Annotated in this window: 11 protein-coding genes and 1 pseudogene; 10 read left to right on the top strand and 2 right to left on the bottom strand. The window is 57.6% G+C overall.

Annotated elements, in window-relative coordinates; genetic code table 11:
- Positions 1-157 precede the first annotated feature (157 nt).
- From HMPREF3039_RS11870 to HMPREF3039_RS11860, 3 genes are all read left to right on the top strand, one after another.
- Entirely contained in the window at positions 158-1072 is a 915-nt protein-coding gene (locus tag HMPREF3039_RS11870; RefSeq protein WP_067572280.1) for a DUF362 domain-containing protein, read from the top strand.
- Between the two features lie 99 nt (positions 1073-1171).
- Entirely contained in the window at positions 1172-2905 is a 1734-nt protein-coding gene (locus tag HMPREF3039_RS11865) for a 4Fe-4S binding protein (RefSeq protein WP_167506749.1), read from the top strand.
- A gap of 180 nt (positions 2906-3085) precedes the next feature.
- Entirely contained in the window at positions 3086-3340 is a 255-nt protein-coding gene (locus HMPREF3039_RS11860; protein ID WP_067572282.1) for a hypothetical protein, read from the top strand.
- 30 nt (positions 3341-3370) lie between these two features.
- On the opposite strand, the gene HMPREF3039_RS11855 is transcribed toward HMPREF3039_RS11860, so the two are convergent.
- A complete protein-coding gene (locus HMPREF3039_RS11855; RefSeq protein ID WP_067572380.1) occupies positions 3371-3823 on the bottom strand; it encodes a GNAT family N-acetyltransferase in 453 nt (150 codons plus the stop codon).
- 359 nt (positions 3824-4182) lie between these two features.
- Here HMPREF3039_RS11855 and HMPREF3039_RS11850 point away from each other — a divergent pair, with 359 nt between their 5' ends.
- The 4 genes from HMPREF3039_RS11850 (at position 4183) to HMPREF3039_RS11835 (ending at position 9232) form a co-directional block, all read left to right on the top strand.
- On the top strand, positions 4183-6006 hold the full coding sequence (locus HMPREF3039_RS11850; RefSeq protein ID WP_067572283.1) for an ABC transporter ATP-binding protein/permease: 1824 nt from the start codon (positions 4183-4185) through the stop codon (positions 6004-6006).
- A gap of 53 nt (positions 6007-6059) precedes the next feature.
- On the top strand, positions 6060-6491 hold the full coding sequence (locus HMPREF3039_RS11845; protein WP_147549724.1) for a hypothetical protein: 432 nt from the start codon (positions 6060-6062) through the stop codon (positions 6489-6491).
- Between the two features lie 72 nt (positions 6492-6563).
- Positions 6564-8414, top strand: coding sequence for a tetratricopeptide repeat protein (locus tag HMPREF3039_RS11840; RefSeq protein WP_167506750.1), 1851 nt, complete (start codon positions 6564-6566; stop codon positions 8412-8414).
- Between the two features lie 83 nt (positions 8415-8497).
- A complete protein-coding gene (locus HMPREF3039_RS11835) occupies positions 8498-9232 on the top strand; it encodes a L,D-transpeptidase family protein (protein WP_067952150.1) in 735 nt (244 codons plus the stop codon).
- A 127-nt stretch (positions 9233-9359) separates the two neighbouring features.
- Here the strand turns inward: HMPREF3039_RS11835 and HMPREF3039_RS13410 are convergent, their stop codons facing one another.
- Entirely contained in the window at positions 9360-10010 is a 651-nt protein-coding gene (locus HMPREF3039_RS13410; RefSeq protein WP_067572290.1) for an RNA-binding protein, read from the bottom strand.
- Between the two features lie 398 nt (positions 10011-10408).
- On the opposite strand from HMPREF3039_RS13410, the gene HMPREF3039_RS11825 reads away from it, so the two are divergent.
- The 3 genes and pseudogenes from HMPREF3039_RS11825 (at position 10409) to HMPREF3039_RS14520 (ending at position 15491) form a co-directional block, all read left to right on the top strand.
- The gene (locus HMPREF3039_RS11825; protein WP_082770122.1) at positions 10409-11785 is read left to right on the top strand and encodes a sugar transferase; all 1377 of its coding nucleotides are present in this window, start codon (positions 10409-10411) and stop codon (positions 11783-11785) included.
- A gap of 219 nt (positions 11786-12004) precedes the next feature.
- Positions 12005-13183, top strand: coding sequence for a galactokinase (gene galK, locus HMPREF3039_RS11820; protein ID WP_067572294.1), 1179 nt, complete (start codon positions 12005-12007; stop codon positions 13181-13183).
- Positions 13184-13435: 252 nt separating this feature from the next.
- Positions 13436-15491 (top strand): annotated as a pseudogene (locus tag HMPREF3039_RS14520) (sodium/solute symporter).
- Positions 15492-15553: the final 62 nt, after the last annotated feature.

Here is a 15553-nt window from a genome sequence, read left to right as displayed (position 1 = left end):
TTTATAGGAGCCCGGCGTGTATGACAATTAGTTTGTGAATTTCCCGCAGGGAAAATGATTGACAGGTTGTTTTTCCATTTTCCGTATGATAAGGTAGGCACTAAGGCATCGGAAATGCTTCGTTGCCGGAAAGATGAACATTTGACTTTGCACCAATATGACTGACAGACGTACATTTTTGAAGGGAACCGCCGCCGTGGGCGCTTTAGCGGCCATTACGGACATGGAAACCCTCTTCGCCCAGGAGGCGTCCCCCCAGACGGCTTCCGGCATTCCCGACCTTGTTGCCGTCCGCAACGGGACTCGCGCGGAAATGGTTAAAAAGGCCGTGGAAACTCTCGGCGGCATGCAGGCATTCGTGAAGCCGGGCCAGACCGTGGTGATCAAGCCGAACATCGGCTGGAACAAGGCGCCGGAGTTCGGGTCCAACACCCACCCGGAAACCGTCGCCACGCTGGTGGAACTGTGCAAGCAGGCCGGAGCGAAGGAAGTGAAGGTTTTTGACCACTGCTGCCATAATGGCGCGTATGAAGGCAGCGGCGTGAAAGAGGCCGTGGAAAAAGCCGGAGGCGTGATGGTGGACGGCGGCAATGAAGGGCAATACGTTCAGACGGAAAACCCGAAGGCTAAAAAATTCACTTCAGCCAAGGTGCACAAGGCCGTTCTGGAAGCGGATGTTTATATCACCTGCCCTCCGCTCAAGCACCACAGCGGATCTGAAATGACCGCCTGCATGAAGAACGTAATGGGCACCGTATGGGACCGCGGCGCCATGCATAAGAACGACTTGCACCAGTGCATTGCGGATGCCGTGTATTTCCGCAAGCCGGACCTGTGCGTGCTGGACGCCTACATGCCCATGGTGCGCAACGGCCCCGTAGGCAAGGACACGAACGATCTGGTGGAGCGCAAGACTCTGCTTGCCTCCCGCGATATCGTGGCGATTGACTCTGCGGGCGCGGCCCTGCTGAACAAGGCCGGCAAGATCCGCCATGTATTGCTGGGAGAGGAAATGGGGCTGGGAACGGCGGACCTCACCAAGCTCAACATCCGCCGCATCAACATGGCCTGATGTTTTTTCCGTCCGTCCGCAAATATTGCGGGCGGACGCCAACTTTTCGTTGCGGGCGGTGTTTCATAGATTGGTATGTCAATTATCAAAGCTTTTTTTGTGAGTCCGTTGAAATGGCTCCGCGTAACTGTGGCCGTCATTTTCTTCGTGGGGATTGCCTATGCTTTCCTGCGCGGCATTCCCGCGTGGAACGTGCCGAATATGACGGGAGGCGGGGAGGGGATGGAAGATTCCTTTGTACTGGCGCAGTGGCAGTTTGTCCCTTCCGTGCTGGGGACGTTGAACTGGGTGGGTGTTTCCGTGGCGGCTCTGGCCATTCTGCTGGCCCTGACCTTGCTTTTCGGCCGCGTTTATTGCTCGTTCCTCTGTCCCTTGGGCATTTTGCAGGACATTGTGTTCAGGATACGCAGATGGATCAGACCGAAAGTTTTTTTGAAATTCTCCCGGCCCGTGCCGTGGGTGCGGTATATCATTCTGGCGGTGTTGGTTGCCTGTTGCGTGACCGGTTTTGCCGGGTTGACGCTCAATTGGCTGGACCCGTACAGCATTTTCGGGCGCATCATGTACGTGCTTGCGTGGCCTGCCGCCGTCTGGGGCAACAACCTGCTCGCGGCGGACAGCGCTTCCGCGGACCTGGTCCGCATGGACTATTATCCCGTCGCGTTTCCCGCCTTGCTGGCTTCCGCCGGGATGCTCGGGCTGGTGGTTGTCATGAGCGCCTGGAGGGGACGCTTGTACTGCAACACGGTGTGTCCCGTGGGCGCTCTGCTGGGGCTCCTTTCCCGCGTTTCCCTTTTCCGGCTGGGTTTTGATCCCGCATCCTGCAAAAAATGCGGCAAGTGCATCAAATCCTGCAAGGCGCAGTGCCTGAATCTCAAGGAATACTGGATAGACGCCTCCCGTTGCGTGGCGTGCTACGATTGCGTGCGCGCCTGTGATGAGGGAGGAATCCGCTACCGCTGGTTCACCAGGGCCCGGAGATTGATTCCTGCCAAAAAGGAAAGGAAAGAGGCTTCTTCCCGCCCTTCGGCGGTAGCGTCTTCTCCCGTTGTCGCGAAAAGTTCCCGCCGTGAATTCCTGGGGGCTACCGCTGTCGGGCTTGCCGGTGCCGCCCTGTCGGGATGCCGCGGGGACGCCGCCCAGAGGCTGGACCCCACCCAGTGCGTTCTTCCGCCCGGAGCCGGTTCCCTGGAACGGTTTCTAGACGTATGCACCGGCTGCCAGATGTGCATTGCCAGCTGTCCCACCCACGTGCTCCAGCCCTCCTATTTCCAGTTGGGCATCAAGGGATTCATGAAGCCCCGGATGGATTTCAGCACCAAGTACTGCCTTTACGACTGCCACCGCTGCGCGGAAGTGTGCCCCACCGGAGCTATCCGCAAGCTCCCCATTACCGCGGAAAAGGGTGCGACGGAAATCACGAAGGACACCACGCGCATTGCCGTGGCCCAGTTTTACGTGTGCCGCTGCCTGGTCAGGAGGGAGGACATGGACTGCGGCGCCTGTACGGAACATTGTCCTACCAAGGCGCTTTACACGGTGCCCTACATCGGGCGCGACGGCCAGGAACACCGCCTGCCGAAGCTGGACCCCTCCCTGTGCATCGGGTGCGGGGCGTGTGAACACGCCTGCCCCGTTACGACAGAAAAGCCGGAGGAACGCGTACGGGTAGGCCCCTGCAATTTGTGCGAGGAAAAGTGCGAATTCAAGAAGCGTGAAGCGGTGCCGCCGAGAGCCATCGTGGTGCGGGCCGTGAATCCCCAGCAGAAGGCCGTAAAGAAATTTGAGGAAAAAGCCGTGGACCCGGTGGGCGATACGGATTTCCCGTTCTGATGCGGTTGCCGCAGGGCGGCACTTGGGCCTTGTTCATTTATCCGTTGTTTTTCGTGGTTTGTTCTCCTATCCGGCAGGAGAGGATGAAAGGCATGATGTCCCCGTGCCGTGTCCCTGCTTGTGCTTTTGCGGAGAGGGGTGTAAAATGGACCGTGTGATTAATTATTAATATTAAAGTCCATGAGTGTTTTGGAATTCATCTTGCGGCACATGATGGGGTTTTTGGAGGACATCCTGATGAAGGTTTTCCTTATTTCTCCCTTCTACCCGGAGGAATGGAGCCTGATGCGTGTGATCAACACGTTTTTGCTGTGGTGTGCGCTGATATTCCTGGCATGCGGGGTATTGCTGGAATGGTTTTCCTTTTGGGTGGCGGCGGGGATTTTTCTGGCCGGGTACTTGATCCGGCTGGCCGTAGGGAAAATGTTGGAATGAAGTATTCCTCTTCCTGCGGGGGCCGTTTTTTCAAACCTTCTTTTCCAGAAACGCCATGACGGTGCTTCCGGTATTCCGCGTGTACAGCTTTTCGTAACCCAGTTTGCCGTACAAGTGCAGGGTTTCCGGAGTTTCCTCCGACGTGAACAGGAGGTACCGGGAAGCTTTTCCCCGGAAGTATTCTTCCAGCGCCTGCATGAGCTGTCGTCCGATGCCCCGGTTCCGGCAGTACGGGTCCACAATCAGCCTGCCCACATGGCAGGTGCCGGAGGCATCCAGGCTTCCTCTGACCGAACCGATGATATGCCCGTTTTCCGTATATTTGAAAAATACGGAATTCTGCTCTTCTTCCAGCAGTTGTTCGATGGTCTGTTCCAGGGGAGGCAGACTGGCGGCGTTCAGGCGCTGCGCAACTTCTCCAAAGGCCCGGAGCTGGAGGTCCAGGATTTCCGGAAGATCGTCTTTTACCGCCCGGCTGATCATAAGGCCATGATGCCTCCGCCAGGGCGGGGAAGCGAGGAAAAAAGGTCCGGTCTTTTTCTTCCAATTCAATCTGGAGGTGGTCATGAAACTCTTTTTCCGGAGTCCCGGTGCCCTGGGGAACCGTGAAAAAGAGGACATTGCAGGAATCACAAGCAGCCCTGCAGGGCAGGGAAGGAGTGCAGGGAGGATGCCTTCCGGCGCAGAAGCCGCCAATCCACAACATGAGGATAGTTAGGAGTTTCGTCGTCCGGGGCGGAACCTTTTCAAAATAACAAGTTTGCGTATGGATTCAAGATGAGGGGGAAGAGCCCCGATTTTCCTTGATGATGTGGAGACTGATGGGATAAGGTAGATGCATTATGTTGCAGGCGGACGGCATTACGTACGAGATAGAGACCCAGGACGGTCCTTTGAAATTGCTGGACAATGTGAGCTTTAATGTGCCCAAGGGGCATTTCATGGCGGTCGTGGGGCCGTCCGGCTGCGGAAAGACCACGTTGTTGAAGGCCATCGCGGGCATGATTGCGGAGACGGACGGCCGTTTTTTCTGGAATGGGCATGATTTGGCGGAAGAGGATTTTGAACCGACGGAAATCGGGTTCGTCCCCCAGTTCAGCATTGCCTATGACCAGTTGAGCGTGGATGAAAATGTGGAGAGCGCCGCGAAGCTCCGCTGCAAGTTCGAGTCCCTTGACGATCTGGACGACAGCATTGACAACGCCCTGGAGGTAACGGGCATGGAGGGGATTGCAGACAGAGACGTCAAGATTCTTTCCGGGGGACAGAAGCGGCGCCTGGCGCTGGCCATGGAACTGGTGTCCAATCCCCGGCTCCTGATTTGCGACGAGGTGACCTCCGGCCTGGACCCGCGGTCCGAGCACGATATCGTGAACCTTCTGCATGAGGTTTCCCGTTCCGACGGGCGCATCGTCATTTCCGTCACGCACAGCCTGGCTCATCTGGACAGGTATGATTCCATCCTGGTCATGCATCAGGGATGCGTTGCCTACCACGGTTCCCCCAAGACGATCCTTCATTACTTCGGCGTTTCCGCACTGGAGGAGATTTACCCCAAGCTTCAGGACCGGAACGGGGTTTCCTGGTGCCGTTCCTGGGCCAAGCACCGGGAGTCCTATTACGCCCGGCTGGAAAAGGAACGGGAGCAGAAGATGCTTTCCGGAGAGTTGCCGGACCCGAATGCCGGGCCCGCAGACGAACAGAAGGAAGGGACCTCGACTCCTGCCGGAGAGGCGGATGGGGAAGGGATTTCTTCTGAACGCGCTTCCGCAGGAAAGGAAACTGCCGCCGCATCTGAGGCCGGGGAGGAAGCCATTCCGGAAGTGCCCGGGTTCTTTACTCAGTTTTTCTGCCTGCTGGGGCGCCGGTGGCGCATTTTCTTCCGCGACCGCTCCCAGCTTGTCCTTCAACTGGTGATGGTGCTGTTGTTCCCCATACTGGTAGCCATGTTCACGGACAAGGGAACCGGGCAGATCGTGGGGCTTTCCGCCACGCAGGACGTGCAGACGCTGCAGAAGGATATTGAGGCGCAGCAGTTGAACATGAAGACCGGTTCCGCCGTTTCCGGCATCATCATGTTTGAGGTGATCCTGCTGGGGCTGATGGGGTCCAACAACGCCGCAAGAGAGGTAGCCGGGGAACGGGCCATCATGGAGAAGGAGAAATACGCGGGCATGCGGCCATCCTCCTATCTGGCGAGCAAGCTGGCGTATTTGAGCGTGCTGGTGCTGGTGCAGTCCGTGTGGATGTTCGCCTTTGTGGATTTCTTCTGGGACCGGGGCGGCAGCCTGACGCATTTGTTTTTCCTGATACTGGCCAATGCCGCCATGACGTTTGTCTGCCTGGGCATTTCCTCCCTGGCCAAGAGCGCGGACCAGGCCTCCCTGCTGAGCATTTACCTGGTGGGCTTCCAGCTTCCCCTGTCAGGGGCGGTGTTGGCTCTCCCGGAGCAGGTGGAAAGCTTCATCCGGCCGTTTATTTCCGCGTACTGGTCCTGGTCCGGAAGCATTTCCGCGCTGAAGCCGGACGTGTACAACGCGGTCAAGAATGTGCTGGATACGGGACTGACTCCGGCCCTGATCTGCTATATCGTTCTCGGCGTGCACGTTGCATGCGGCATCACCGCCTCTTACATCGGCATCCGCCGTTCCCGCTGGGAACTGTAATTTAATGCGTGCAATCGCTGCGTGTTCGTTATACATTTTCTCGACAAGAGATTATGGCGAGACGACGTGCAGCGAAAAAGAAGAGTTCATCATCATCTGCTCCGATGCTGGTCATCGGGGCGGTGGTTCTTGTGCTGGCGCTTGTCATCGGCTATGCCGTGACGCGCTCCAGCAACAAGCCCCAGGCGGGATCCGACATCCCGCTGGATATTCTGGCGATGAACGCCTCCCAGCTTTCCAACAACAATTACGTGCTGGACGGCACCGTGATTGACCGTTTTCCCCGCGGCGAGTCGGAATTGATTTCCTTTTTGTACAAGGATGCGTCCGGACGGGAATACATTATTCCCATCTGCGTTTCCGCAGAAGCCAGAAATGGACTGAACATCAACAGAGACCAGCAATACAGAATAGAATTCCGGGTGGAGGATATCAGCCCGAACGTGCGCGGCGTGTGTATGGCTACCTCCATCCTGCCTAAATAACCCGAGCTTTTTCGATCCATGAAATACTGCTTTCTTTTGACCTTGGCCTGTACGTTTCCTGTAATGGGGCAGATGATGTACAATCCTCCGGCAATGGGAGGAACCCCCGCTCCTGCGTCTCCACAGCCGGCCAATCCATCCGGCTCCATTCAGCCCAACGCCTACCAGCCGGGCAGCCAGGGGGATGCCAAATCCCTGTACGGCAACGAACTGCCGTTTCTGAATCCTCAGGACGGCACGGTAACTATCAACGGGCAGACCCTGAACATGGGCAGCTTCCGGGAAATTGAGGCCCGCTTCAACAAGTACCTGAGCCAGCCGGAGGAGAATACGGAGGATGCCCGTGAATACCAGAAGATTTTCAACAAGATTCACGATGTGCTTTCCATGCGCAAGGAAAGGCTGGCGGCGGACAATGTTCTGCGGCAGGTGGTGGACCTGCTGACCGCCGCTTCCAGCAATCCGCTGGACGGCGGTGTTTCCGACGCTCTGTGCCAGGCCATCTATACCGCATGGCAGGCCAAGACCAACGGGAAGAACAAGGGAAAGATGATGGACGCGATGGAACGCGAAATCCGTACCAATACCCAGAAAATGAGCCTGATGGAAAGCGGTGTGACGACGTCCTCCGGTTCCGCCTCCAACCAGAAGGGGGGCAAGAAGGGGAATTCCGATTCCAATCCGGCGCGGGACAATCCGCGCTACAAGTATTTGGAAAAGCGCGTGGTGGAGATGCAGGCCCGCAAGCTGAAACTGGAAACCGAGCAGGTGCTTACCGTAACGGAAGCCAAAATCGTGTTCCAGTCCACACTCGTTCAGTTGTTTGCCCAGCGTCGTTTTGACCATGTGTCCATCGGTTGCGGCGTGTACAGCCGCCTGTTCAATGACGGCGATACGAAATTGCGCCTGGAGAAGGGGTCCGATGCCGCCAAGATGTTCGGAGGTACGCTGGGCGTACCCCCTACCGTGTCTGTCCTGGACAATCTTTCCCGGGAATTGGCGCGGGATTCGGACCGCCACATGAAGGCCGTGAACAATCTGGTGGATTCCCACCATTATGTGGATGCCCTGGAGCGGTTGAATGAAGCTCTCCTGATCGGTGAATTCATGGCGCCCGTCAGTACGTTCCCGTACGAGAAAAAGCAGAAGCTCTATGCGTTCAAGCGGGATGTGGAGAAACTGTTTGAGCTGATGAACGGCAAGGATTACGAGGAAGCCCTCACGCTGGTGGAGGAACTCAAGAAGACTTCCCGGGATTTCAGCACGGGCCGGGCGGAATCCGCCATCAGCGCCGCCGTGTTCGCCAGCGACGCCTATATCGCCCAGGGTCAGGAAGCCCTTGCCAAGGGGGACCGCGTCAAGCTGGAAGAATGCCTGAAGAAGGCCATTGAGATCTGGCCCAAGAATCCGCGCCTGCTCCCCCTGCGCAATGCCATGATGGCCGCAGGCCAGCAGTCCCATGCCCTGGAGGATTTCAAGCGTTTCCACAAGAACAAGAACTATCGGCGTATTTTCGACAATCAGCACGAGTTTGCCGTGCTGGTGAAGGATGACCCGGAACTGCAGGCCCAGTTTGTGGATGACCTGGCTAAAATGGCGGTCATTGAGCGGGCCCTGGGTGCGGCGCGCCAGCGTGAGGCCATGCAGGACGTGTACGGTGCCTGGGAGGAATTGCAGCAGTTGCGCCTGCGCGACCAGGAATTATTTGTCAATGACCAGGAGCTGAATTCCCAGTATCTGGACCTGACGACCAAGGCAAGCAGGCTGGTCAAGCTGCTGGACGATGCGGAAAATGCGCGGAATGCCAAGGAAGTCGGTTCCGCCCTCGGCAAGTACATGGAAGCCAAGAAGCTCTATCTGCATTCCCGGTTTGCCAAGGAGGGAATAGAATCCCTGCTGGACGAGGTGCTTCCGTTGAAGTAGGCCGCTTGTGCACGTCTGCCGGATGCCGGGGAAGGACGGAGTATTTGCTTCCCTTCCGGGGTTTCCCCGGTATGCTACGGCGCATGAAGGGTATCTATGTGTGCGTGTGCATGCTGGCGGCGTTTTGCGCTGTGGCCATGGCTCTGCCTGAAGACTGCCGCCAGGTAATTGTGGGGACGTCCGACGGCTGGAACAGTTCGCATGTGAAATTGAGCCTTCTGGAGAAAGGTCCCCAGGGGTGGATGATGGTGAAGGGGCCGTTTCCGGCCCGCTTGGGGAAGTCCGGACTGGTATGGGGCAGGGGAGTTAGCAGCCCTCCCGCGGAAGGTCCCGTGAAGAAGGAGGGGGATTTGCGTTCTCCCGCCGGAATTTTTGAATTGGGCGGGGTGTACGGCACCGTGCCCGTTCCCAAAAAGAAGCGTTCCATGCCGTACCGCCGCATCACGCCCCGCGACATGTGGGTCGATGACCCGTCCTCCCCCCTTTACAACCAGCATTTCGTGCTGAAGCATGATCCCGTGACGCCCTGGGAGTTCAAGCAGCAGATGAAGCTGAACGATTACGCCCACAGCCTGAAGCTGTTCATCAGGCATAACGCCGCCGGAGATCAGGGACGCCCCGTAGCAGGGGGAGGGTCTTCCATTTTCTTCCATATCTGGAGGAGGGACGGCCAGGCTCCCACGGCCGGATGCACCGCCATGAGCGAGGAGAATTTACGTGCCATGATCGCATGGCTGGACCCTTCCAAGCATCCCCTGTATGTCCTGCTCCCTTCCAGGGAGTACCTGCGGCTGCGCAAGGCATGGGGTCTGCCGTGAAGCTGGTTCCGTTCGTGCGGCGGGTTCTCTCCGCAGCTTTACAGTTTTGGAAGCGGCGTGAGCGGCAGGAAAGCAAAGAGCCGGCCCCCTCTGAGGAGAGCCGGCTCTTGGTTTGTAAAAACTTGTCTTATGCCTGAGGCTGGGTTTCCGGCTGAATCAGGGGGGTGGAAGTTTCCTTCATCTCTTCCACAGAGTTCTGTTCCTCCTGCGGAGCGCGGGGCTCGCGGGCCGGCCTGGACTGTTCCTGGCGTTCGTTAGCGCCGCTGACCAGCAGGTTTCTGCCCATGAAAGGCTGGTTGTGAAGAATGTCCACGGAACGGACGGCGTCTTCCAGCCTCTTCATTTCCACGAAGGCGTAACCCTTGGATTTGTGGGTGCGGGGATTGTAGATGATTTCCACGGAGGTTACTTCGCCAATGCCCTTGAACACGTCTTCAAGGTCGCTTTCCGTAGCTTCGTAGGAAAGGTTGCCCACGTACAGCCTGCGGTTGGAGACGGGCTGCTTGGGAGTAGCGACGCGCTCCTGCTTGGGGCGGGCCACCCTGGTGTTCGTTTTGGCGGGGTTCTTGTCTTTGACGGCAGGCTTGCCCTTGGCCGGGCGGATGCCGAAGATGCCCAGGAAGCGCTGCCATAAGGAGAGCTTGGCAGGAGCTTCTTTTTTATATTTGGGACGGTATCCGCCGGATTCCCGGCGGTCATTGCCATAGGAATGGCCGCCCTTGTGATAGCGGCGACGGGGGCCTTGGCCCTGTCTTCCCTGTGTGTGGTGTTGCGACATACTTATATGCTAAGTTGATGATTATGTTGGTGTCATGCCGGATTTTCATGCTCCATGCAATAGGTTCCGTCCGGCGAATCGCCGGGGTGTTCCGTTTCCGTAAGGAAAACCAGAAGTGCGGATGCCCCGTGCCCCGATCAACGGTCCGTGCATGGTCTGATAACGGGAGATCCGGCTGTGTGCGGTGTCAATCCGGCGGATTGACGCGTATACCAATGCACATGGAGACCGTTTCTTGCAAGCCGGTATCCCGTCATTTTGGGCTTTCCAGCTCTCAGGAGGCGGAAACCCGTTGGCGAAGCCCGGACTGGTGACGGGAAGCCAGGCCGGAATCGGATGGAACTTGACAAAAACTTTGGCATCATTAACTATGTGGTTCACTAGCTCCTTCACTCTCGATGCTTATTCAAAACGCAGACCGTACAACCTACGGAATCAATAAAATGGCGGTCACCATTCTGGCGTTTGTCGTTTTTATGGTTGTCGGGTTTATTTCCTGGAGCTCGTTGGGCGTGCAGCCTGAACCCTGGCGGCTCCGTACGCTGGTGCTCGCTCCCCTGACCATGTCCCTGCTGCTGTATTTCTGCTGTGACCAGTTTGGCGTGTATTACCGCTGCATGACGTTGAGCGGCACCGTTTGGCGGCTGGCGCTGGCCTATGCGTGCTTTGTGGTGCTGAGTTCCATCATCTGGAAGTATCTCGTCCCCTTTTCCGGAGACCCTGTCGTTCAGATATTGGCATATCTGCTGACTTTTCTGGGAGTTCTGTGGCTGTGCATTTTCCGGTTCCGGTCGGAAAAGAAGCTGGAGGAAGAGGCCCCCATGCTTCTGGTAGGCGCTCCGGAACATGTGGATACATTCCTGAAGCAGATGAAACGGGACCGCGTGGATATTCAGGGAGCCCTGACGGTGATTTCTCCCAAATCCGTGGATTCCGTCACAACGCGGGATATACTGATCAGGAATTGCATCAGCAAAGTCGTGTTTTTGCCGGAAGGAGTGGATGCTTCCGTGGCGGAGTGCCTGACGGATCTTTGCGGCAAGATGGGAGTGGATTTTTATGCTTCCATGATGGTGCGGATGCCAACCGTGCACAAAACTTACTTTGGAGTGATGGGCGAAGTCAGGATGCTGGTGTACAAGTCCACCCCCATTCCCTACACCACGTCCTGGCAGATCAAGAAAGCCCTGGACTGGTTCGGTTCTCTTGCCCTGCTGGTGATTACTTCGCCCTTGTGGCTGGTTGCGGCCGCAGGCATCAAGCTGTCCGCTCCCGGTTCCGTTTTCTACCGCCAGAAGCGCTCCGGACTGTATGGAAGGGAATTCGGCATGTGGAAATTCCGCACCATGTATCAGGATGCGGAGAAAAGGCTGGATGAAGTGAAGGCCAGCCATGGCAATGAGATGGACGGTCCCATTTTCAAGCTGGAGAATGACCCCCGCGTCTTTCCTTTCGGTCGCATTCTGTGCAAATTCAGCATTGATGAACTGCCCCAGCTCATCAATGTGCTGAAAGGGGAAATGAGCCTGGTAGGCCCCCGGCCGCTGCCCGTTTATGAAACGGAGGCTTTTACCAGTGATGCGCACCGCCGCAGGCTGAGCGTGCTGCCCGGTGTCACCGGATACTGGCAGATAGCGGGGCGCAGCAACATCAAGGAATTTGAGAAACTGGTGGAGCTGGATATGTATTACATCGACCACTGGTCCCTGTGGCTGGACGTTAAACTGCTGCTGAAAACAGTTCCCGCCGTGTTGTTTGCCCGCGGGGCCAAATAAGGATTTCCCCGGCGCCGGGAGGGTGCGGGAATGCCCTGTTTACAGGCCCGGCATGCGTTTGTAAGTGTATTTTTCCGCAGTCTGTCCCATGCCCGTCATGGCATCGGCCGATCTTTTTCGAGAAAACCTCAAAAGTTTGGTGAAAAATGAAGTGATTTGAGGCCGGGCGGAGACTTTAACCTTGAGGTGCGGGAGGCGTTGGGGCAGAATCAGCCCACTATGGATTTAGTTCAGCGAGAAATCTCTAAAGAAACGGTGACTCCGTATTTCATCGAGTATTTCGGTCAGGCTCCAACTCATGTGGCAGCGGCACCGGGACGTGTGAACCTCATTGGCGAGCACACGGATTATAATAATGGTTTTGTGATGCCCATGGCTCTGGACAATCATTGTGTCGTCGCAGTAGCTCCTTCCCCTGTCGGCAAACATCGCTTCTGCGGTTCTCTGGGAGACCAGATACATGAAATTGCCGTGGAGGACGCCCTGGTTCCCGGCGAGCCGTTCTGGTCCAATTACGTGCGCGGCGTGCTGGCCAATCTGCATCGGCGCGGCATAGAAATCGGCCCGGTGGACATGCTGATTGACAGCAACGTGCCCCGCGGCGGCGGCCTTTCTTCCAGCGCCGCCCTGGAAGTCGCCGTCTGCACCGCGCTGGCCGCCTTTGCCGGCGTCAGGATTGATCCCAAGGAGGTAGCCTTGATCGGGCAGGCCGTGGAACACGAGTTCGTGAATGTGCCCTGCGGCATTATGGACCAGTTCATTTCCGCCAACGGCAAGAAGGGCATGGCCCTCAAGCTGGATTGCGCCACTCTGGAATATGAGCTGGTGCCGATGAATAACGATTCCGTTTCCGTGCTGGTTCTGGACAGTGCCGTGAAGCATTCCCTGGCGGACGGAGCCTACGGCCAGCGCCGCAAGCAGTGCGAGGAAGCCTCCGCCATCATGGGGGTGCCTTCCCTGCGCGAAGCTTCCCTGGAATTGCTGGAATCCTTCAAGGAACAGCTTGGCGACGTGCGTTACCGCCGTGCCCGCCACGTCATCGGTGAAAACGCCCGGGTGGCCGTTTTTGCGGATGCCCTCGCCCGCGGCGACTGGGATGAAGCCGGCGTAGCCATGCGCGGCAGCCATGCCTCCCTGCGCGATGATTATGAAGTTTCCTGTGCGGAGGTGGATACTCTGGTTTCCCTTTGTGACCGCATTCCTTCCGCTTCTTCCGTTTACGGCGCCCGCATGACGGGCGGCGGCTTCGGCGGTTGCATCGTCGCCTTGGTCAAGACGGAAGACGTGGACAAGGTAGCGCAGGAACTGCTCCAGGCCTATTGCCAGGAAACAGGGATTGAAACCACCTACCTCGTGACGAGCGCCGGTGAAGGTGCCCGTGTATTGTACCAAGCTTAATCCATACTGATTATGAGAAAACTAGCAACCATACTCGGGGCCGTGGCCCTGATGACGTGGGGCGCCGCCGCCCAGGAGGAGGCCGTTCCTGCAACAGCTCCGGACGCCCAGCCCACGCTGTCCGCTCCGGCTTTGACGCCTGCTGCGGAAATGCAGCCAGCCGCTGAAATCCAGCCAGCCTCTCCCGTGGCTGTGGAAAACGCCGCCCAAAAGGCTGAGGAACCCAAGGAACCGGTGACGGCACCTCTTTCCATGCCGGAAGTCATTCTGTTCTGCGTGGTGGTCGTGGGCGTCATTGCCCTGGGTATCTGGAAGAGCCGTGATCCGCAGGAGACGGAGGAAGAGAAGAAGACGAAGGGTGCTTCCGACTATTTCCTGGCCGGCCGCGGCCTGACCTGGTGGCTCGTTGGCTTTTCTCTGATTGCCGCCAACATTTCCACGGAACAGTTCGTGGGTATGTCCGGCAAGGCCGCCAACTGGGTGGGCATGGCGATTGCCGTATGAATGGCTGGCCGCCATTACGCTGGTGATCGTGGCTTTCTGCTTCCTTCCCAAATTGCTGAAAGGCGGTGTGTACACCATTCCGGAATTCCTGGAACAACGCTATGATACTGCGGCGCGTTCCCTGATGGCGATTGCCACGCTGCTTATTCTGGTGGGCGTGCCGACCGCCGGCGTCATTTATGCCGGGGCCAAGGTGATTTCCGTATTCTTTACCGGATACACCGCCATGGGCATCGACTTCGGCAACATTACCGTCGGCTGTATCATCATTGCGTTCTGCAGTACCGTGTATGTGTTCGTGGGCGGTTTGAAGGCCTGCGCCTGGACGGACCTGTTCTGGGGCGCCGCCCTGATTGTAGGCGGCGGCGTGGTGGCCTATTTTGCCCTGATGGCCCTGAGCGGAGCCGACCCGAACCACCTGGTGCAGTCCGCCGCCGCCAATTCCGGCGCTACGGTGGCTTCTCTGGGAGACCCTTCCAACAGCCTCTGGCACGGGGTGACGCGTTTCTTTGAGCTCAACTCCGGGGATGCCACCAGTGGTGTGAATACCGTGGGCGGCAAGCTGCACATGATCCGTCCGGCGGACGATGCGGAAATTCCGTGGACAGCCCTTTGCCTGGGCCTGTGGATTCCCAACTTCTTCTACTGGGGCCTCAACCAGTACATCATGCAGCGTACGCTCGCTTCCAAGTCCCTGGCGGAAGGCCAGATGGGCATTGTGTTCGCCGCTTTCCTCAAACTGATCATCCCGTTCGTGGTGGTGGTACCCGGCATCCTGGCCTACAACCTGTACCGCAATGACTTGAGAGAACAGGCGGAAGTGAAGTATGAGAAGGAAATCAGCAAGACGCAGGATGCAGCCGCCGTCAAGGGGCGTCCCGTCATTTACAAGATCACGGACAGCTTCCTGGTAGAAAACGTAGAGGCCGGCTGCGCCCACGCCCTGCACAACGCCACGGTCATGAAGGCCGGTGAAGACGTGGTGGCCGAGCTGAAGCAGGCCTGTGACGAACTCAAGGCGGATGCCGCCAATGAACAGACCACGCTGGCGGAGCGCGCTCCCTTTGTAGCGAAAATCGCCACTCTCAATGACAAGATCATCAAGCCTGCTGCGAACGATACGGACAACTACTATCTGACGGATACGCTGGTAGGGTTTGACTATGACTCCGCTTTCGGCACGCTGATCAGAAAGCTGCTGCCCGGTACGGGGTGGACCTGGTTCGTGCTGGCCGCCCTTTTCGGGGCAGTGGTGTCTTCCCTGGCGTCCATGCTGAACTCCGCATCCACCATCTTTACGATGGATATTTACAACAAGCTGCGCCGGAATGCGAAACCTACGGAGCTTGTCACCGTCGGCAAGATAGGCCTGCTGGTGTGCGCCCTGATTGCATTGTGCATTGCCCCGTTCCTGGACAGCCCGGCCTTCGGCGGCATCTTCAACTTCATTCAGGAATTCCAGGGCTTCCTGAGTCCGGGCGCCCTGTGCGTGTTCCTCTTCGGCTTCTTTGTGCCCAAGTGTCCGCGTATTTTCGGCTGGCTGGGTATCGTCATCAATGCCGCCCTGTACGGCTTCCTGAAGATCTGGCAGCCGGAAATGGCGTTCCTGAACCGTATGGCCATTTGCTTCATTACCGTGGTGATCATCGGCTTCATCTTTACGGCCGTGAATACCGCCCGCGGGGGCCAGGCCATCGTCCTGCCCGACAGGGGAGTGGTAGCCCTGCAATCTTCTTCCCGAGCCAAGGTTTTTGGCTGGTTCGTGGTTGCCGCAACGGTTGCCCTGTACATCATCTTCTGGTGATGTAAGGCGCAGGAATTTCTTTCATCCTCCCGGCGGTTGCGCCGGGGGGATTTTTTTGTGCC

Source organism: Akkermansia sp. KLE1798 (assembly GCF_001580195.1).
GTDB lineage: Bacteria > Verrucomicrobiota > Verrucomicrobiia > Verrucomicrobiales > Akkermansiaceae > Akkermansia > Akkermansia biwaensis.
This window is presented reverse-complemented; position numbering and strand designations above follow the sequence as displayed.

What these genes read in the sequence shown, in the direction of transcription:
- HMPREF3039_RS11845 (WP_147549724.1), top strand. Translation starts at nt 6,060, where the DNA reads ATGGCGAGACGACGTGCAGCGAAAAAGAAGAGTTCATCATCATCTGCT.
- HMPREF3039_RS11870 (WP_067572280.1), top strand. Translation starts at nt 158, where the DNA reads ATGACTGACAGACGTACATTTTTGAAGGGAACCGCCGCCGTGGGCGCT.
- HMPREF3039_RS11825 (WP_082770122.1), top strand. Translation starts at nt 10,409, where the DNA reads ATGCTTATTCAAAACGCAGACCGTACAACCTACGGAATCAATAAAATG.
- HMPREF3039_RS11855 (WP_067572380.1), bottom strand. Translation starts at nt 3,823, where the DNA reads ATGATCAGCCGGGCGGTAAAAGACGATCTTCCGGAAATCCTGGACCTC.
- HMPREF3039_RS11860 (WP_067572282.1), top strand. Translation starts at nt 3,086, where the DNA reads ATGAGTGTTTTGGAATTCATCTTGCGGCACATGATGGGGTTTTTGGAG.
- HMPREF3039_RS11835 (WP_067952150.1), top strand. Translation starts at nt 8,498, where the DNA reads ATGAAGGGTATCTATGTGTGCGTGTGCATGCTGGCGGCGTTTTGCGCT.
- HMPREF3039_RS11850 (WP_067572283.1), top strand. Translation starts at nt 4,183, where the DNA reads ATGTTGCAGGCGGACGGCATTACGTACGAGATAGAGACCCAGGACGGT.
- galK (WP_067572294.1), top strand. Translation starts at nt 12,005, where the DNA reads ATGGATTTAGTTCAGCGAGAAATCTCTAAAGAAACGGTGACTCCGTAT.
- HMPREF3039_RS13410 (WP_067572290.1), bottom strand. Translation starts at nt 10,010, where the DNA reads ATGTCGCAACACCACACACAGGGAAGACAGGGCCAAGGCCCCCGTCGC.
- HMPREF3039_RS11840 (WP_167506750.1), top strand. Translation starts at nt 6,564, where the DNA reads ATGATGTACAATCCTCCGGCAATGGGAGGAACCCCCGCTCCTGCGTCT.